The 18,325-nt window shown below is 51.8% G+C and carries 16 protein-coding genes and 1 riboswitch; of the genes, 10 read left to right on the plus strand and 6 right to left on the minus strand.

Annotated features, from left to right (window positions below; translation table 11 throughout):
• Positions 1-6 precede the first annotated feature (6 nt).
• From D9980_RS21245 to D9980_RS21295, 10 genes are all read left to right on the plus strand, one after another.
• Positions 7-750, plus strand: coding sequence for a fimbria/pilus periplasmic chaperone (locus tag D9980_RS21245; RefSeq protein ID WP_238393657.1), 744 nt, complete (start codon positions 7-9; stop codon positions 748-750).
• Positions 751-777: 27 nt separating this feature from the next.
• Positions 778-1,407: a fimbrial protein gene (locus D9980_RS21250; protein ID WP_162304307.1), complete on the plus strand. Its 630-nt coding sequence runs from the start codon at positions 778-780 to the stop codon at positions 1,405-1,407.
• Between the two features lie 10 nt (positions 1,408-1,417).
• Positions 1,418-1,912: a fimbrial protein gene (locus D9980_RS21255; protein WP_202913967.1), complete on the plus strand. Its 495-nt coding sequence runs from the start codon at positions 1,418-1,420 to the stop codon at positions 1,910-1,912.
• Complete coding sequence (locus D9980_RS21260; RefSeq protein WP_238393658.1) at positions 1,909-2,400, plus strand: fimbrial protein; 492 nt, start codon at positions 1,909-1,911, stop codon at positions 2,398-2,400. Before D9980_RS21255 ends, D9980_RS21260 begins: the two co-directional genes overlap by 4 nt.
• A gap of 14 nt (positions 2,401-2,414) precedes the next feature.
• Positions 2,415-2,930, plus strand: a complete 516-nt coding sequence (locus D9980_RS21265; RefSeq protein WP_238393739.1) for a fimbrial protein — start codon at positions 2,415-2,417, stop codon at positions 2,928-2,930.
• Positions 2,923-3,888 carry a reverse transcriptase domain-containing protein gene (locus tag D9980_RS21270; protein ID WP_121608370.1) on the plus strand — a complete coding sequence of 322 codons (966 nt, stop codon included), beginning with the start codon at positions 2,923-2,925 and terminating at the stop codon, positions 3,886-3,888. Before D9980_RS21265 ends, D9980_RS21270 begins: the two co-directional genes overlap by 8 nt.
• Positions 3,889-5,567: 1,679 nt before the next feature.
• Positions 5,568-6,191, plus strand: coding sequence for a DUF1120 domain-containing protein (locus D9980_RS21280; protein ID WP_121608372.1), 624 nt, complete (start codon positions 5,568-5,570; stop codon positions 6,189-6,191).
• Between the two features lie 242 nt (positions 6,192-6,433).
• Positions 6,434-7,096: a DUF1120 domain-containing protein gene (locus D9980_RS21285; RefSeq protein ID WP_162304308.1), complete on the plus strand. Its 663-nt coding sequence runs from the start codon at positions 6,434-6,436 to the stop codon at positions 7,094-7,096.
• Positions 7,097-7,163: 67 nt separating this feature from the next.
• Positions 7,164-7,868 carry a fimbria/pilus chaperone family protein gene (locus tag D9980_RS21290; protein WP_121608374.1) on the plus strand — a complete coding sequence of 235 codons (705 nt, stop codon included), beginning with the start codon at positions 7,164-7,166 and terminating at the stop codon, positions 7,866-7,868.
• Positions 7,868-10,342 carry a fimbria/pilus outer membrane usher protein gene (locus tag D9980_RS21295; protein ID WP_121608375.1) on the plus strand — a complete coding sequence of 825 codons (2,475 nt, stop codon included), beginning with the start codon at positions 7,868-7,870 and terminating at the stop codon, positions 10,340-10,342. Before D9980_RS21290 ends, D9980_RS21295 begins: the two co-directional genes overlap by 1 nt.
• A 306-nt stretch (positions 10,343-10,648) precedes the next feature.
• Here D9980_RS21295 and D9980_RS21300 read toward each other — a convergent pair whose 3' ends face one another.
• From D9980_RS21300 to D9980_RS21325, 6 genes are all read right to left on the minus strand, one after another.
• On the minus strand, positions 10,649-12,013 hold the full coding sequence (locus D9980_RS21300; RefSeq protein WP_121608376.1) for a cation-efflux pump: 1,365 nt from the start codon (positions 12,011-12,013) through the stop codon (positions 10,649-10,651).
• A 317-nt stretch (positions 12,014-12,330) separates the two neighbouring features.
• Entirely contained in the window at positions 12,331-12,423 is a 93-nt protein-coding gene (gene mgtS / locus D9980_RS26755) for a protein MgtS (RefSeq protein ID WP_143813232.1), read from the minus strand.
• A 262-nt stretch (positions 12,424-12,685) separates the two neighbouring features.
• Positions 12,686-12,872: riboswitch (M-box (ykoK) riboswitch) on the minus strand.
• Between the two features lie 364 nt (positions 12,873-13,236).
• Positions 13,237-14,589 (minus strand): glutathione-disulfide reductase, encoded by a 1,353-nt coding sequence (gorA, locus tag D9980_RS21310; protein WP_021181790.1) that lies wholly within the window; start codon positions 14,587-14,589, stop codon positions 13,237-13,239.
• Between the two features lie 123 nt (positions 14,590-14,712).
• Complete coding sequence (locus tag D9980_RS21315; RefSeq protein ID WP_059199417.1) at positions 14,713-15,501, minus strand: DeoR/GlpR family DNA-binding transcription regulator; 789 nt, start codon at positions 15,499-15,501, stop codon at positions 14,713-14,715.
• A 224-nt stretch (positions 15,502-15,725) separates the two neighbouring features.
• Positions 15,726-16,775 (minus strand): galactitol-1-phosphate 5-dehydrogenase, encoded by a 1,050-nt coding sequence (gene gatD, locus D9980_RS21320; RefSeq protein ID WP_121608377.1) that lies wholly within the window; start codon positions 16,773-16,775, stop codon positions 15,726-15,728.
• Positions 16,776-16,942: 167 nt separating this feature from the next.
• On the minus strand, positions 16,943-18,325 hold the full coding sequence (locus D9980_RS21325) for a galactitol-specific PTS transporter subunit IIC (protein WP_024482804.1): 1,383 nt from the start codon (positions 18,323-18,325) through the stop codon (positions 16,943-16,945).

An 18,325-nucleotide genomic window follows, 5' to 3' on the forward strand; every position in this document is an offset into this window, starting at 1 on the left:
AACGTAATGAGTAAACGTATTCCCCCGCTGGCAGGCGGTTTGCTGTTAGGCGTGCTGTGCATTCAACAGGCACAGGCTGCGGTCGCATTAGACCGCACCCGCGTGGTGTTTAACGGCGGTGAAAAGTCAGTCAGCCTGAGTATCAGTAACGAGAATAAGCAACTGCCTTACCTGGCACAAGGCTGGGTAGAGGACGCACAGGGTAATAAAATCACCACGCCGTTGACGGCTTTGCCACCATTGCAACGCCTGGAGCCGGGAGCAAAAAGCCAGGTGAAGGTGCAAGCGTTACCCGCAGCAAACCTGCTGGCGCAGGATCGTGAGACGCTGTTCTATTTTAACCTGCGTGAGATCCCACCAAAGAGCGATAAACCCAACACGTTGCAGTTAGCGCTGCAAACGCGCATCAAATTGTTCTATCGCCCGCAGGCGTTGAGCCATTCCCAGAGTGCTGCACCTTGGCAAGAGCAACTGACACTGAGCAAACAAGGCGACAAATATCTGGTGAATAACCCGACGGCGTATTTCGTGACGATTGTCGATGCCAGCAGCAAACAAGGTGGGGCCAGCGCTAATGGATTTGAGCCACTGATGGTGGCACCAAAAGGCAGCGAGACACTGAACGTGGGCGTATCGGTGCTGGGCAATGCGCCGGTGCTGACTTACGTGAATGACTACGGCGGTCGTCCACAGCTGCAATTTACCTGTAGCGGAGCCAACTGCCAGGCCAAGCCAATCAAACAAAGCTGATAACCGGCACGGAAAAGGAAGCGGAGCATGCAACAGCAAGAATGGAAAGGTACTGATCTGTCGCGCCATGGGCGGCAGTGCCTGCTAGTAAAGGCGGCAGCGGTCTTGATGGTGCTGACACTGTTACCTGCCGCCCACTCTGCGGATAACTGGAATGTCGACGGTGCTAATGGCGTGTTGCGTGTGCATGGTGCGCTGGCGGAGAGCGCCTGCCGGTTGGAAATGGAGTCGGCTTATCAAGACGTATGGTTAGGGGAGACCGGCACTGCCCGTTTGGCACAGATCGGTGCTCAGGGTACTCCGGTGGTTGTGCAATTGCGCCTGCGGGATTGCCTGCGCAGCCCGGCGAATAACCGTGATGAGCGCAGTGGCAATCTGCTGTGGGCCCCCTATCAGCCTGCCGTGTCGGTGAGTTTTTCGGCACCGGCAGACGTGAATAACCCGCAACTGGTCAAGGTGCGTGGTGCCTCTGGCTTGGCATTGCGGATGAGCGATTCACTTGGCCGTGATATTCGCCTGGGCAGCCGCGGGGCGCCGCTAATAGTAGCCGCAGGGCAGGACACGCTGAATTACACCGTGACCCCGGAACGCACGCGGGCACCGCTACAGGCGGGAGCTTATTCGGCCCAACTGAACTTTAAGCTTAATTATGACTAAAGGGGGCGGCATGGAAACGGAAAAGGCGAGCAGGCCAGGGCAGATGCTGTGTGCCGCATTGATGGTTCTGGGGTTGGGGGCAGAAGCCGCAACCAGCACCATTACGGTCAAAGTGACTATCACGGCGCCGCCTTGCGAGATCAACAACAACAAGCTGATTGAGGTTGATTTTGGCAATGATGTACTGACGACGCGGGTGGATGGCACCTATAAAAAACGGCCGGTGCCGTATTCCGTACAGTGCAAAGGCGGCTCCTCAAACGCGGTGAAGATGCTGATTGAAGGCAATGGGGCTTCATTTAATAGCCAGGTGCTGACCACCAATAAAACCGATTTCGGTATTGAGATACGCAGTAACGGCAGCCGATTACCCATCAACAGTTGGTTAGATTTCACCTATCCGAATTGGCCAGAGCTCGAGGCCGTGCCGGTCAAACGTGCGGGTGCCACGCTGACCGGTGGCCCCTTCTCCGCAGGGGCAACGATGAAGGTGGAGTACCTATGATGATGAAAAGCTATTCAGGTCTGGTTTTGTTGCTGGCATGCGGGATCTTGAGTGGAGTGAGCCAGGCGGCACCGAATATGAAACTGTTCGGCACGCTGATTGAACCCCCGGCCTGCACCATCAATGACGGTGGCAAGGTAGATGTTAATTTTGGCAGCCGGGTGGGCGTGAAAAAGGTGGATGGCGTGAACTACCTGCAACCGATCAATTACCACATCACCTGCGATCCAAATGCCAATGCCTGGGATATGACGCTGGAAATTATTGGCACACCGGCGGATTACGACAAGGCGGCGGTGACCAGCGATGTGAATGATCTGGCGATTCAGATTAAGCAAAACGGTATCCCGTTTGAATTGAACAAGCCGATACCGATTAGATTGACCAGCCCACCCACGCTGGAAGCGGTGCCGGTCAAGCGACCGGGCGCAATGCTAAAAGAAGGGCCATTTGAAGCCACCGCGACCTTGAAGGCGGTGTATCAATGAACCGTCAAATGTTGATGTTGACGCCAATACTATTGGCCTTAATCTCGCCCCTAAGCCAGGCGGCGCAACCATACAACGTTCGCCTGCACGGCGCATTGGTTGCTGAGCCCTGCGTGATCCCACCGGGAGACGAGAACATCAGGTTGGACTTTGGCACGGTCATTGATAAATACCTGTACACCAACCAACGTACGCATGGGCAGGCATTTGAAATCCACCTCACGGAATGCGATCTGAGCCTGGGGAAAACGGTGAAGGTGACCCTCAGTGGTATTGAGAACTCACATCTTGCCGGACTACTGGCGATTGAGGGCGGCAGCGAGGCATCGGGTATTGCGATTGGTATGGAAACCCAGGCCGGGCAACCATTGCCTCTGAACAAAAGCGGTGAAGGTTATCGACTGGTCAGCGGTAACAATACCTTGACGGTATTGGCCTATGTGCAGGGTGAGCCGAACGCGATAGCTAATCGTACCATTGAACGTGGACGTTTTAGTGCTATTGCCACCTTCAGCCTGGAATATGAATAAGGCTGAGTCTGATTGGCAGGTGGCCTATGCCTGGCTGGTAAAACGCCGCAGGCATGCACCACCTAATGCGGATGTTTGGCACCTGCGTTTCCATTGGCCCCAACGGGGTGAGGCGCTTTACCGGCAGGTGTGCGGCGGCGGTTATCGCTTGCAGCCGATGCAGGTTCACCACTATCGCGACAGAAGCTGGGTGCAATGGTGTGCGCAAGATGCGTTGGTACTGAAATGGGTTGCGCAGCAGGTAGAAGACAAACTGCCGAGGCATGAACGCTGCGCCCATCTCAGAGGCCGGGGCGGTGGTAAGCAGTCGGTCAACGAGGTATGGCAGGCGTTAAGCTCAGAGGAATATGCCTTTGTTTATCGAACGGATATTCGGGGTTATTACCGCCATATTCGTAAAGCACAGGTGCTCAGCCAGGTTCAGTGGCATGTCGATGACCCGGTGTTAGTCGACCTTATTGAACAGTATCTGTATTACAGCGTGGAAGATGCGGGCGAGTTTTATACGCCAGAGCACGGGATTTGCCGGGGCTGCGCGCTCAGCCCGCGGATTGGTGGCAGCTTGCTGCACCATGTGGGCAGCTATTTTTCTACGATGGAAGGAACCTTTTATGCACGCTACATGGATGACTTTGTGTTGCTTACCCGTTCGCGTTGGCAACTGCGGCGCTGTGTTAAACGGCTGCATGAATTTTTTAACCTGGGTGGCTTTGAAACTCACCCGGACAAAACCCAACTGGGAAGGATTGAACATGGATTTGACTGGTTGGGCGTGTGGTTCACCCCCACGGGGACCACCATCGCACCTCGTGCGTTAGAAAACCATCGTGCACGACGGATGCGGCTTTACGAGCAAGCCAGGCGACAAGGACTGTCATTGACAGAAACCGAGGCGCGGGTGCAGACGTATGAGGCACGGTGGAAAATATGGGCGGAGCGAGTATTGCCGGAATCATAGGAAACCATGATAGCAGCCATGCTGCCCGCTCCGTCCTCTATCCTCATACGAACATATCGTCAAGGACATCCATGCGATACCTCCCTTACCTCCTTGTCTTCCTACTGCACTCACCCCTTGTCTTAGCCGGGGTATGGTACACCTATGATCCCGCGCAACGTACTGTGACGATCGATAGGATCGACGGCCCTGCTATATACACCCTCTGCACTGTAGGGGACCCGCGCCTGTGTCGGGGTTCCGATCTCTATCTCAACCCCTCGCGTCCATACCCTCATGTGTGTGACACCGTTCGCGCCTCTGGTGGGAGCCGGGGGTGCCCATCAGTTGAAGAATTGCTTGGTGTTCGATGTAGCAGTGCTGGAGACGCCGTAGCGAAAATGAACTCTATGTACGTAGGTCGGACACTCTCCCAACTGCCGAACTACCCTAATAATCCCGGGTTGAACTGGGCCCACTGCCCTGCGGACGACGGTGTTGGATTTTATAATATAAATGGCGGCGGGGCCGCCCCCGCCCCGACCACATGCACGGCTGGCAACTCTGAAATGTCGATGGCCGGCGAAATGGGGTCTCTGCTGGTATCGTCGTCTGAACTGACTGTCCGGTGTAGCGCGCGGGCATACGTCCGGCTATCGATATCTAAAGGAGGGGCCGTCGACGTTGGTGGTGGGGGGGAGGTTCAATTGACGTTCCAAGAGAATGGGTCTGATGTGCTATCTACCAATTCCGATAACCCTGTAGTCATGATTAAAGGTGAATTAACAAAATCCCCGACTAGTGCCGGATTGTACGTTGGGTCTGCCGTGTTCCGATTAGATATCTTATAATCCCCAACCAGACACGGCTGTGCTTCAATGATCCCACCAATACAAGAGTTGTGTGGAGCTACCTGACAATGATTTAAAACCGGCGCGTCGGACGCATGGCGCCGACACGTCGGTATCTTCAGTCGACCAAAACGTCGGCAAATGGCTGCGATTTCTGTTGGCACCACGACCGTAACCGTATATTTGGCGCCATTTTGATAGGATTTCCAGAAGATGGCTGCATACACCTTTTCTTTTCAGTTTGTTACTACCCATGTCCGTAATGAGGTTATAGTCTACTAGTTTGAAGCCGTAAAACAGATTAACGAGCAGGCGTGCCCTGTCTTTGAGGGCGGCACGACTCGATAGAGCAGGGGGCAAGTGTGGTGCATTGGTCGTTTGGGCGTCGTGCTTACGGATTGTGTTGTTAAATGAGAATGCTTAAGCACGATAAGACCATCGGTTGGTATCATACTATTCATCACTATCAATAAATTTGCGTCACGCCCCCTGACTTATATCTTTTTCAGCACCTAAAAAAATCCGTGCGAAGCGGCAAACCAGGCGGCGTGCTACAGATGATCGTTAAACGACTTCATCATTAATTAGTACCTTAACTTTAATAACCGTCAGCTTCAGTAACAAACAGCTCTTTAAAAGTGCATAATATAAATCATTCTGAACATTGTTTATTCGTATAATTTTAACTTTTACTTTTAACTTAAGTATAATTTAACTTAACGTATCATTTAAATAAGTAAAGGGGCTTATTGTTTTGACAAATGAATGAACTTTATGATTTCATATATCTCTCGCTTCTGACTACGTACCGGACTGCCTGTGAATGTAAGCAAATCAATAGTCGTCTACATGACTAGTATTATCGTTGCCTTTTTTATCTCTGCAACCAACGCGGCCTCGCAGGCATCGTTAAATTTTCAGGGGGAGATCTTACCTGATTCCTGTGATATGGTTATAGATAATGGAGGGACGCTCAGACTGGGGAAAAGGAACACTCAACAATCCCCTTCAGATAAAAACAGCATCAGGTTAGAAGAAAGAAACATTGTTATTAATATTACGTGCCCGGCCGCCACGCTGTTTGCTATTCGCCCCATAGATATCGCAATAAATGCAGGTAATGTTAAGCCTGCTAGTGCAGAAGGTAATAGGGTATTCAGCCTCGGCCAGAGTGTTTCTGGAAAGGCTATTGGTGGTTATTATGCCAGCATTGATAAATCGCGCTCACGGGTTGATGGCAGGCAACCTGATAATATCATTCTCTCTCAGGATCAAGGTAATAGCTGGCAAGTCGCGCAAGGTTATCTCACTGCTAACGGGCAAAATGTTTATTCCTGGGGGGAGCAGTTGCAACCATACAGTGCCCGTTCGGTTAAAGTTAGCTTACTTATTTCACCTTTTTTATTCCAAAATAGCTATAGTGATGCTGTTAAAATAGATGGTGCTACAAGTTTCGAACTGATTTATTTATGATGGCATCTGGCTGTATGCATTCCAGATTGCAATATCTCGCGCTTAAAATAATAATTAATAAATACAGTAATTAAAAAGCAATACATACCAACAAAAAATAACACTTAAGTTATTATCTCCTGATAGGGGAGATTAATTGGCCACGGAAGAATAACAATTTATTTACCCCCATGAGGTCAATGTGTCATTTTGCGATGATTCATACATCTTATATTCTTCAAATCAATAAAGGACTATACGAAATGCAAAAAAAAGCAATCCTCATAACAATGTTAAGCAGTATCACGGTTTCCAGCGTAGCCAATGCAGCTAACTCACAGGCAACAATGAAAATTGAAGGGAGCATTACTCCAGCCACTTGTAACATCAATTTGAATGGCGGTACCTCTAGTGTTCTGTCTCTGGGTAAAATTAGCGCAGCACAGCTTGCTCAAAGCGGTATGATCGAACTGCCAAACAAAGTTGTTACACTGAACATCATCTGCCCCGCCCCATCCTTGGTTGGTTTCCAGGTAATGGATCTGGGCGAAAAAGCGGGCCAGGTTGATTTAGCTGGTGCCGTAAGCCCCGGTTTGTTTAGCCTGGGGACCACCAAGAGCGGCGCTATTGCTGGCGGATACTTCATTAATTTTGATTCAGGCAAGGTTGATGCAAGAAACGTTGTAAGCTTTATTTCTTCCAATACATCAGGCACAGACTGGAAGAAATTCACAGGGACAATCGACGCAGCGAAGAAAAGCGTTTACTCCTGGAGCGCGGCAAGCGGGCAGAATGCCCCTACGATTGGGTTATCTCATCAGGTTCTCCTGAAAGTTCACCCATACATCAATCCACTGTCAGCCGCAGACTCTGCAGACAAAATTGAACTACGCGGTGAAGTAACTTACGATCTTGTTTATCTGTAATCGTTTCTTTTACTAATATCTCTTGGGGGATCCGTCAGGATCTCCCAATTTTCACGCCTGAGGCAATATGAAGCTTCTCACCATAATATATACGACCCTGTCGTTGATGCTAATCATGTCCGTTTCCCCCTCTTCTGCCATTATGAAACCAGAGTCATCCATGTTGCTCATTAATGAAGCAGACGGCGGCGGCAGTATTAATGTAGAGAATATGGCGCAAGAAGAAGCGCTGCTTTACGTTAAAATTACGGATTTATCGGACGATCCTCAGCCTAAACTGCTGGTGACCCAACCGGTCACCCGGGTAGCCGCGGGGAAAACTCAGCGCGTGCGTTTTATTTTAAAAAATGATAAACCGTTAGAATATGAGCATTTAAAACGTGTCACTTTCGAAGGGATCAGCCCAAAAACGGCGGATGGAAACAATGAGATATCTCTAAATATTCGTCATAACATCCCGGTCATTATTCATCCAAAAGGGTTACCGTTTATTGCCGATCCCTGGAAAGCGCTTGTCTGGTCTCAGAGCGGCAGCATATTGACGGTAAAAAACCCGGGGAAATATGTCATCCGGCTGTCACAGAATGTCAAATTACTCCCTTCAGGTTCAGCATCGATCCTGGATAAAAGTTACGTACTGCCAGGTCAGACGATGAGTATCCAGATCAAAGATCGCAAGGTGGCTGAACAGCTACAAAAAGTGAGCATTGAAACCCTGTCCAAGTACGGCTATGAAACCGGGACCGTCGAAATGCCAGTATCGCGATACTGATGCCTACGGTGAAAAGGACTTTGACCGTATGCAATGATAGCCGCGCCATAAAAACACCAGGAGTCCTTGCTGGCGGATTATTACTCCTGGTGGCCTTTGCCAATGCCAGGGGGGCCAAGCTGCCACCCCCTTATCCAGAACCGGCGAGAAAAACCTGGGATATGGAGGCACTAAAACGCCGTGGGATCATATCCGCTCAGGTGGAGAATCTCGATAAACTGAATGAAATCCCTAAGGGATCTAGTTTGGTTGATATCAACCTTAACGGCGATTTTAAAGCTTCCTCCCAAATTCAGGTAAACGACAGCGGTGTTATTTGCTTTACTCCAGAACTCTTTTACATTTTGGGTATTGCCCTGCCAGAGGAAAATAGCAAAGAAGAGTGCGATGACTGGCTTGGCAAACAACCCGATACCAGTGTTGCCTGGCAGAGTGGATCACAAACACTAAGCATCATTATTCCTCCTGCATTGTTACAGCAGGGTAGCATCGGCGATTATGGCGGCACCGCCGGGCATATAAACTATGACTATTACTCAAGCCTGAGTAAAAACGAATATCAACGTCAACGCTATAGTTGGCTATCACTTAGCAGTGGAATTAATATTGCCAACTGGATGATCCGCAGCCAACAAAACATTCAGGACAACCAGGGAGAAATAAATACAACCATCAGCTCTACCTATATAGAGCGTTATCTCGGCAGCCTGAACAGAATTTTTCAAGCGGGTGAAATTAGCACCAGAAACACACTATTTCCGTTAGGAAGACTACGTGGCTTTCAACTCTATCCCGATGAAGCACTGCTTAGAAATAGTGACAGCGGTGTTGCTATTGATGGAATGGCCAATACCTCCCAAGCTCGCGTGGAAGTTCGCCAATATGATCAGCTGATCTACAGTACGCTGGTTGCCGCCGGCCCGTTTCATCTGACGAATATTCCTGTGCAAAACCATAATGCTGAGTTGGACGTTAACGTAGTAGAAACGAGCGGTGAGAGGCAACAGTTCATTGTTCCGGCGATCCTGTTGATGAACGCTTCCAAACCTGAAAGCCGCGGTTTCAGCATGTCTTTCGGGAAACTAAAAAATCAGTCAAGCGATGATGCTAATATCCCGGCGATACTTACGCTGGATAAAGACTGGCAACCGATAAATCGAATGTCGTTGCGCACCGGCTCGTTGTTGAGTAGCAAATACCAGTCTGTCGCTGCCGCGGTGAGTGGCCAGCTCGCGTCGATGCCAAGCCAGTCATTTTCATTGCAGGCATTGCTGGTACAAGACCAGTATCAACATAAGAAAAGCGCACAGGTGCGCGCCTTTAGCAACCATGCTGTGACGACAAACCTGACTCTGTCACTGGGGGTGAGTAAAAACACACCGGGTTATGCCTCAATAGAAGAAGCCAGCTTGCGGTCGAGACGAAATGACAAACAGAGCTGGGACTATAGCGCTGATAATTCAGAACTAAGCCTGGGAGCCAGTTGGAATAGCGAAGCATTGGGCACCTTTTCATTTACCCATAGTCTGACCACCAGCTATCCCGACAACCAACGCTGGCGCTATTCTATGTTCACTTGGAACCGGCGCTTTGAGAATGGGCTACAGTTCACAACCAGTGCATCTCAGGCAAAAAGTCGCGGCAGAAACAACAAGAACCTCAATATTAACCTCAGTTGGCCACTGGGTGAGAAACGTGTCCGCAATTACTACCGCTCCTCTAACCAGAGAAGTGTGATAGGCAGCGATATCAACCTCCCCCTGGGAACCAGCAATAATTTACAGCTCGCCGTTGAGGAAAACACCAAAGCTCATAATCGTTCGCTGCAAACCTCACTCAGTAGTGACTTACGCTACACCAATGTAAATACCAGTATGCAGTTGGATAATCAGCATCAGCGCAATTACAGTATTAGCGGCAATGGTTCAGTCGTCGCACACGGCAGGGGAGTGACCTTTAGCAATATTCCGGTTCAAGATACCTATGGCATACTCAGCCTCAATCGCCCGCTGGCAGGTGTGCCTGTCATCACGCCAGCGGGAACGACCTGGACGGACTGGCGCGGAATGGCCCTGATCTCATCACTGAGCCCCTGGAATGATAACGCCATTGATGTTGACGTTGATAAGCTCCCCAAAAATATCGATATCAGTAACGGGCACCGTACCCTGCGACCAGCACGGGGCACGGTAAAGCAAGTGCAAATAACCATGCTGTCCGGAAACCGGTTATTGATGACCCTCTCTCTGGCTAATGGTCAGTTGATCCCCAAGGGCAGTACGCTCTGGATGGGGGAGAAAATTGTTGCGGAAGCGGTAGATGAAGGGCTGGTCTTTATCGGAAATGCTGAAAGCAAAGGCACCTTCCATGTGAAGATCGCCCAGTCAAACGAGGAGTGCGATGTTCAGTACCAGTTACATGGCCCGAGTGACGAGAATACGCTCTATGAGCAGCTAGCTCTAACCTGCAAATAGCGCAGTATTGAGAAGAAAAAGAAAACGCCCGGCAAGGTTTACACTTTGCCGGGCGTTTCAGACTGCTGACTAACCCACTTTTTTCAGGTGGCGTTCTTCTTTTCTAGCGACCGCAGGCCGCGATCGTAATATTTTTACATAGCCCTAAAAGTTGAGTTATCTTATTGTTTATAGAGGAATTATGCTCTTCCCAAACCTCGTTTAGCCACATATAAAGAGGATAAAGAAGCGCCAACAGCGCCATCTGAGAAAGGGCTATTTAATTAGCCCATTCTGCGCTTTAACAAATCATTCCGCTGTGAGAGTTCACAGCGGCTCAACATGCCCCACCACCCGCGATACCATCGGGAATTGTATTCTCAATTGCCGTTCAATATGGTCCACCGCATCGTGCACCGCAGAAATCGACAAGGCCGGAAGGGCCCGACAGTGAAAATTCACAATCACGCCCTGTGGCGTTTCTCGCGCCCGGATATCATGGATGTCTTGCACCAATCCGCTGTTTTGCGCCGAAACCGTCAATGCTTGTTCAATCTTCGCCAGTTCGCCGTGTTCCACATCCTGGCTAGTTAGCCAATCCAGCATCTGGGGCTCCAGGTGGGTTTCGATCTCCGTATTTTCGCCCAACGTCTGGCGTAGGGCCTCCTCCACCTCGCTGGCAATATCATGCGCCTGCTCTACGCTGGCATTGGCCGGAACCAGCAGATCCATACCGATCGCCACACGGTCTGCCAATTGTTGTAGCGAAAGGCTCTGCACCACGGCCCCATGGTTGGCGGCCAGCATGCGAATACGGGTTGCCAGATCTTCATCACTTCTGGCTTGAGGGAGGGCAATCACCCGCACTTCTGAGTTGGCGTATTGCTGTTCAAGTTTGGCGGTAACGGTCTGCTTCAACTCCTTGATCCGCTCAAGCGGTAGCGTCCGGCATACCCCAACGCTCACCTCGATAAACAGCGTGGCTCCGCCACTGCGCAGTCGAATATTTTCTGTAGACAGCACCGCGGGGAAATCATTAAGCAGGGCCGCGATATCTTCCCGCGTGCCAGCAGGTGCAGTATCAATCAGGGAATCAAAGGAGCGTTTTCCTAGCTTCAAGGCGGCAGTCAGGATAAAGCAGGCGACGATCAGTGCCGCTAGTGCGTCCGCACGGGCAAAACCAAATAGCACAAAAACCATGCCCAACAGCACCACGCCGGAAGACAACATATCGGAGAAGAAATGCAGAGCATCGGCTTCCAGAGCCGCGCTGTTGGTGGCTTTAGCCACACGGTTCAAGGCCCGCACACGGAAGAAATCAACCACAATGGACACCAGCAGTACCGCAATCACTACCGGTGCAGCCACAATCTGGTTGGCCTCACCTATCAGGCTGCTCACTGCTTCAAAGACGATCCAACCCCCAGCCGCCAACAGGAGGAGTACTTCAAACAATGCGGCTAGATTCTCAACCTTGCCATGGCCGAAGTGGTGGTCATCATCGGCAGGTTTATCGCTGACGCTCACCGCCCACCAGGTGATGCTGGTGGCAATAAAATCGGTAAATGAGTGAATGCCTTCGGATATCAGGCCAATACTGCCGGTAAATATACCTGCGATAAATTTACCTAACGCTAACAATCCGCTGATAATCATCGAGTTTCGGGCGACGGCCTGTTTTTGATTTTGCATAGCACAGCTCATAGTTGAATTAAAAAAATCAGCGTTTGGTTTTTACGGAACATTGCCAGACAAAAGCGACGAGCAGCAAGCTTGCGGTAGCTGTCAGCAATAAACAGGAGAGAAATGCAGTTTGACCGGTGGAATGTAAATAAATCTCATTAATTCCTACCGAGATCATAAAAATAGCGTACAGCAATCCAAGAATAAAAATCATCATCATTATCACGCGCGGTAAATACCGTCCGTTTATTGCGGTTATTCATCCTCCCCGCAATGATTTGATGAGGCTACGGGGAGGATGATGCTAGGCGGATCTTTTTCGTTCATTAGTCATCCCATTTGGTGCTCAGATAGGCTGCAATCAGCCCCAATGAGCTGACGAAAAACAAAAATCCCATAAAAAACATCATATTTCCCATAATTTTATCCTCGGTTAACTGTAATCGATAACGACCTCTGTGGTTAAAAGTAAGTGTGCAACGTAGTCTCTGGCTTCATTCACCGTCAGGGTGCCTGGCGGCGAAAAAGTCAGCGTTCAAAGAGTTAGCAATGGCTGGCCCGCCTGTGTTGCTGGCGCGGTAGCGGTCATTGCTGAGGAGTCTGGAAGTCATTGACCCTATTGCTGTTTAAACTTCAACAGTGCTTCGTATAGGGGAGTAAACCAAAGAGGGGAGTGCAGAAAGCCTATCTCCGCGTCCAGGTTTTAGCACTATACAACGTATCTGAACAATGTATCTGAAGAACAGTTCAGAAGTTACCTTGGGCTGAACCTTAATCCGATAAAGCCTGTCTTAACCTTGGGCATCTCTCGATGTCGTCAGATCAGTAACCTGTGTTTGTATAGGAGCCTCGCCAAACGAGATACTGCATATAACTACGCGGTGATTATAGGCGTGCTGGGCGCGATTGTGCTCGAAAATCGGCACCTCGTTGAGGTGATATTTAAGAAGTTATATTTAAACGAACGATTTATCTTAATGAACGATAATTTTGCAGTGATATAAACACTATGGCGGGGATATTCAATTACCTTAATCAGCATTTATACCCGTCGTCTTTCAAGCTGCAGCGTTGTTACCTGCGCTTACACACCCCAGTCACTTACTCAAGTAAGCTCCTGGGGATGAGTAAGCTTGTCGCCTAGCTGCAACTTGAAATCCATAGGGTATATAAGCTGAATAAAAGCAAAAACCGACCTTTTACAGTCGGTTTTACAGTTAGGAATGGCACTATTACCGCATGGTCACGAATTCTTCCGCTGCGGTTGGGTGGATCGCCACGGTGTTGTCGAAGTCTTTCTTGGTCGCGCCCATCTTGATTGCCACGGCGAAGCCCTGCAGGATTTCATCCATACCAAAGCCAATCCCGTGCAGGCCAACGATCTTCTCTTCTTCACCCACACATACCAGCTTCATGCGGCACGGCTGGCGATGCTGAGTTACGGCGCTGTACATGGCGGTGAAGGAGGATTTATAAACCTTCACCTTATCCTCGCCAAATTGCTCTTTCGCCTGCGGTTCGGTCAGGCCAATGGTGCCAATTGGCGGGTGGCTGAACACCACGGTGGCGATGTTGCTGTAGTCCAGATGTTCGTCCGGCTTGTTGTTGAACAGGCGCTCGGACAGGCGACGGCCAGCGGCGACGGCAACCGGGGTCAGCTCAACCGCACCGGTGTTGTCACCTACCGCGTAGATGCCTTTCACGTTGGTGTTCTGGAATTTGTCGACCTCGATGTAACCTTTGGCATTGGTTTTTACGCCGGTCACTGCCAGGTTCAGATTGTCGGTCGCGGGTTCGCGGCCAATGGCCCAGACCAGGCTGTCCACGGTGAACTCTTTGCCGTTTTCCAACGCCAGCGTCAGGCTGCCGTCAGCGTTTTTGACGATGGATTTTGGAATGGATTCGGTGTGCAGGGTTGGTCCTTCGGTGTTCATCACCTCAACCAGGGTTTCTACAATCATCGGATCGAAGGTACGCAGCGGGGCGTGTTTACGCACGAACAGGTGCGTTTCGGCTCCCAGCGCGTTCATCACACCGGCAATTTCTACCGCGATGTAGCCAGCACCTACCACTGCCACGCGTTTTGGCATGGCATCCAGCTCGAAGAAGCCGTCGGAGTCGATGCCGTATTCGGCACCTGGGATCGACGGATGGCTCGGGCGGCCACCGGTAGCGATCAGAATATGGTCGGCGGTGATTTTCTCGCCGTTGACTTCTACGGTATGCGCGTCGATAAAGCGGGCAAAACCTTTGATCACGTCAACCTTGTTTTTACCCAGCACGTTGTCGTAAGAGGTATGAATACGATCGATGTAGGCGGTGCGGTTGGCGATCAGGCGTTTCCAGTCGAAGGCGTTGACGGTGGTATCGAAGCCGTAATCCGGGCCGTACTGGTGAATGGCCTCGGCGATCTGTGCCGCATGCCACATGACTTTTTTCGGGACACAACCCACGTTAACGCAGGTGCCGCCAAGTTCTTTGGCTTCAATCAGTGCGCATTTCTGGCCATACATGGCTGCCCGGTTGATCGATGCGATACCGCCGCTACCGCCGCCAATTGCTAGATAATCGTAATGTTTCGTCATCTGGGTTTTCCATGAGTTGTGTGATTCGAGAAGGGTAAGAGTTTAACGCCTGACAGGGGGTTGTCGCAAAGATTGCGTCGATGGCTGTAATAGGCAGAGGCTTGATCCTCTGCCCGGTTGATTTTACACGATAACCAGTTCGGGTTTTGCCCGATCGAGCGCTTGGCGATCGGCACTGCTGATGCCGGTATCGGTAATGATCATGTCGATCTGGCTCATCGACAGCACCAGGTTGAACCCCCGGCGGCCGAACTTGGTGGAATCGACCACCGCGACTACGCGCTTGGCTGCCTGAGCCATCACGCCGCTGATCGAGTAGCCTTCATTAAAGGTGGTGATGCCGTTGGTGGCGTCCAACCCGTCGGCCCCGACGAACATCACGTCACCGGCAATGCCCTGTAGGGAGAGCTCCGCGATGGAACCGTGCATGGAGCGCGTCTTATGGCGCAGCGTGCCACCACACAGTACCAGCGTGATGTCTTTATTGTCGGAAAGCGCAAAGGCGGCGGGCAGGTTATTGGTGATCACCGTGATATTGCCCATCTTCACCAGCTCTTCGGCGATCAGCATGGTGGTGCTGCCGCTGTCGAGGATCACCGTATCGCCGGGATTGACCATGGCCGCCGCTTTTAACGCAATGCGCTTTTTCGGATCTTTAGCCAGCTGGTAGCGTTCCTCCAGGATGACCTCACCGGTGGTTTTCGGCGCCTCGGCCTCCTGCTCCAACTGGCTGCCCGGCCTGGCTGCACCGCCGTGGAAGCGGATCAGCAGGCCTTTTTCTTCCAGCAGGCGCAGGTCAGCGCGGATGGTAACTTCAGAAATTCCGAAGGAATTCGAAAGATCGCTGACCAAGATGCTGCCGTTCTGCTGAACCAAGTCGACAATTTTGTTTCGTCTTTCAAAAGAGTTCATCATCCTGACCTATCGAAATGTTTTGCTTTTATTTTATGCGAAAGGGATATGAAAGGGGAGCATAAAGATCAAGGAGATGGGATTTGAGGCAAAATAATGGCTAAGTTAGGGCAACTGGCTTGCTTCGTAGGGGCGCTGCACGCTGCGCACGTTTAGATAATCAATGGGTTAGGTAGGGGCGAATAGGTTCACCCCTACAAATTCAGCAACTCTGCCGCTTGATGTCACTCTTCGCAGAGTTTGAGCATGATTTTTCCCTGCATCGGCTTACCGGCCAGGGCTGCAACGCTGGCGGCGTATTGCTGCGGGCGATCGATGCTGGCAATCAACGGCTCCAGAGCCAGATCTGCCGATTGGAACAGCTTCATGGCCTGCTGCCACTCTTCCCCTGGCCACGGGGCCGAATAGTTCATCCAACTGCCCAGCAGCGTCAGCTCCTTGCGCAAGATCTGACTGAAGGTGCTGTAAGACAGGTGCAGATCTTTATGCAACGTCCCTATCAGCGCGATTTGTGCCCGCGGCCCGGCGATATCCAATGCCAGCCCGACCGTTTGTGGCGTGCCAGCGGTTTCCAGAATCAACTGATCAAAGCGCCTTTCCTGTAAACGTTCGGCTATCTCTGAAGCGCTAAGCTCCGCGCTGTTAAACGCGTTTTCTGCACCGATCTGCCGTGCCAGCTTGAGCCGGTCGTCATTGATATCGATCGCCGTGACGCTGCGTGCGCCCATCGCGCGGGCACATTGGATCGCCAGTTGGCCGATGGTGCCGGCACCAATGATGATCACCTCTTTGCCTTGGCAGCCCCCAGCCAACTGAATGGCATGCAGGCCGACGGTGATGGGCTCAATAAACGCCCCCTGCAACAAGCTGACGTTGGCAGGCAATTTCACCAGATTGGCGCGTTTGACCACGATAAACTCGGCGTTGCCGCCGTGGCTGCGTGAACCGACGAACTGGTAATGCTTGCACAGCGAATAGTAATGGCGCTGGCATTCCGGGCAGTTAAAGCACGGCAGCAAAGGGACGCAGGCCACGGCATCATGCTGTTGCAGGTCGGTAACCCGATCGCCGCAGGTCACGACCCGGCCACTGAACTCATGCCCCAGGGTAATCGGGTAGAAATGCGCGCCTTTGGCGAAGATGCGGGGGATATCTGAACCGCATAGCCCGGAATACGCCACCCGAACCAACACCTCATCGGCGGCCTCAATAGCAGGAGCGGGGCGTTCTTCAACGCGCACTTCTCCCTCCGTATGGATCACGACTGATTGCATAACTTGAACTCCGTAGAAAATAGATTGGAGGAGTTGACTCCCCAACAGACTCACATCGTAGGGGCGCTGCATGCTGCGCCCGTTTGGATAATCAATGGGTTAGATCGGGTCGAACCTGCTCGCTCCCTTGCAAATACTTTGAGGGGGAGGCGGGCTCCCCCGAAGGATTAGGACATGGCGTTGAGGCTTTGGGCTGCCTGTTGCTTGGCGGAGGCTTCAGCCTGGGCAAATTGACGGGCACGGCGCCAGGTGAGGAACACCCCGATGGCGTAAATGACGCCGATAACCACCAGACCCACCACGTTTTGCCAGGTGAGCAGTTGGATCAGCAGGTAGGTGATCGGTGAGCCGCCTTGGTCCATCGAGGCCACCACTCCGCCCGCTTTCAGCGCACCGGCATTGGCAGCCAGTTGGGTATGCAGCCCGATGGTTTGGGTGGCGATCCACAGCGTGATGCTCATGATGATAAAACCCGAGATCAGCGTGCGGAACAGGTTGCCTTGGTGCACCGCCACGGCGAGGGCCACAAAGAAGCCGATGGTCGCCAGATCGCCAAACGGCAGCACCTGGTTACCTGGGACGATGACGGCGATCAGAATGGTCAGCGGGATAAAGATCAGGCTGGCGGAGACCACGGCGGTATGGCCCAGCAGCAGCGCTGGATCGAGGCCGATAAGGAACTCCTGGCCACCAAAGCGTGCTTGCAGGCGTTTACGGGCATGCTTGGCGATGGGCGTCAGGCCATCCATGATCGGTTTGATCACCCGCGGCATCAGCAGCATCACGGCAGCGGTTTTCACCGCCAGTTGCAGAATGCCCTTCAGGTCATAACCGGCCAGCGCACCGATAATCAGCCCCATCACAAAGCCGACGGTCACTGGCTCGCCGAACGGACCAAAGCGTTTCTGTACGTCGTCTGCGCTGAAGTGAATGCGGTTCAGGCCGGGGATCTTCTCGATAATGGTGTCCACCAGTACGGCGATCGGCCCCATATAGGCGGAGGTGCCGTGCGGAATGGCAATCCCTTCCAGCCCGAAGAAGTCGCGGGTATCTTTGGCGAACCAGTCCCCCAGCTTGTAGACGAAGGCGGCATGCACCACCACGCCCAGCATACCCAGCCAGTAGGAACCGGTGGCCAGATGCACCATGGCGCCGGTAAAGGTCATGTGCCAGATGTTCCAGATATCCACGTTAACCACGCGGGTCATACGCGTCAGCAGCATCACGATGTTGACCGCAATCGCTACCGGGATGGCGATCAGGGCAATCTGCGAGGCCCAGGTCATCGGCGACGAGCCTGGCCAGCCGATATCCACCACGTGCAGGTTGATCTGGAACTGCTCGGCCATCGATTTTGCTGCGGGGCCGATCGAGTCCAGCATCAGGCCGATAACCAGCCCGATACCGACAAAGCCAATGCCGATATGAATGCCGGATTTAAATGAATCCCCTAATTTCATCCCTAAAATCAGCGAGAAGATGATGATCACGATGGGCAGCATCACCGTAGGGCCGAGATCGAGGATGTAACGCATGATGTCGGTAAACAT

This window comes from Serratia sp. 3ACOL1 (assembly GCF_003668775.1).
In the GTDB taxonomy this organism is placed as follows: domain Bacteria; phylum Pseudomonadota; class Gammaproteobacteria; order Enterobacterales; family Enterobacteriaceae; genus Chania; species Chania fonticola.

Coding starts and splice junctions, on each gene's coding strand:
- D9980_RS21245 (WP_238393657.1), top strand. CDS start 7: ATGAGTAAACGTATTCCCCCGCTGGCAGGCGGTTTGCTGTTAGGCGTG.
- D9980_RS21250 (WP_162304307.1), top strand. CDS start 778: ATGCAACAGCAAGAATGGAAAGGTACTGATCTGTCGCGCCATGGGCGG.
- D9980_RS21255 (WP_202913967.1), top strand. CDS start 1,418: ATGGAAACGGAAAAGGCGAGCAGGCCAGGGCAGATGCTGTGTGCCGCA.
- D9980_RS21260 (WP_238393658.1), top strand. CDS start 1,909: ATGATGATGAAAAGCTATTCAGGTCTGGTTTTGTTGCTGGCATGCGGG.
- D9980_RS21265 (WP_238393739.1), top strand. CDS start 2,415: ATGTTGACGCCAATACTATTGGCCTTAATCTCGCCCCTAAGCCAGGCG.
- D9980_RS21270 (WP_121608370.1), top strand. CDS start 2,923: ATGAATAAGGCTGAGTCTGATTGGCAGGTGGCCTATGCCTGGCTGGTA.
- D9980_RS21280 (WP_121608372.1), top strand. CDS start 5,568: ATGACTAGTATTATCGTTGCCTTTTTTATCTCTGCAACCAACGCGGCC.
- D9980_RS21285 (WP_162304308.1), top strand. CDS start 6,434: ATGCAAAAAAAAGCAATCCTCATAACAATGTTAAGCAGTATCACGGTT.
- D9980_RS21290 (WP_121608374.1), top strand. CDS start 7,164: ATGAAGCTTCTCACCATAATATATACGACCCTGTCGTTGATGCTAATC.
- D9980_RS21295 (WP_121608375.1), top strand. CDS start 7,868: ATGCCTACGGTGAAAAGGACTTTGACCGTATGCAATGATAGCCGCGCC.
- D9980_RS21300 (WP_121608376.1), bottom strand. CDS start 12,013: ATGCAAAATCAAAAACAGGCCGTCGCCCGAAACTCGATGATTATCAGC.
- mgtS (WP_143813232.1), bottom strand. CDS start 12,423: ATGGGAAATATGATGTTTTTTATGGGATTTTTGTTTTTCGTCAGCTCA.
- gorA (WP_021181790.1), bottom strand. CDS start 14,589: ATGACGAAACATTACGATTATCTAGCAATTGGCGGCGGTAGCGGCGGT.
- D9980_RS21315 (WP_059199417.1), bottom strand. CDS start 15,501: ATGAACTCTTTTGAAAGACGAAACAAAATTGTCGACTTGGTTCAGCAG.
- gatD (WP_121608377.1), bottom strand. CDS start 16,775: ATGCAATCAGTCGTGATCCATACGGAGGGAGAAGTGCGCGTTGAAGAA.
- D9980_RS21325 (WP_024482804.1), bottom strand. CDS start 18,325: ATGTTTACCGACATCATGCGTTACATCCTCGATCTCGGCCCTACGGTG.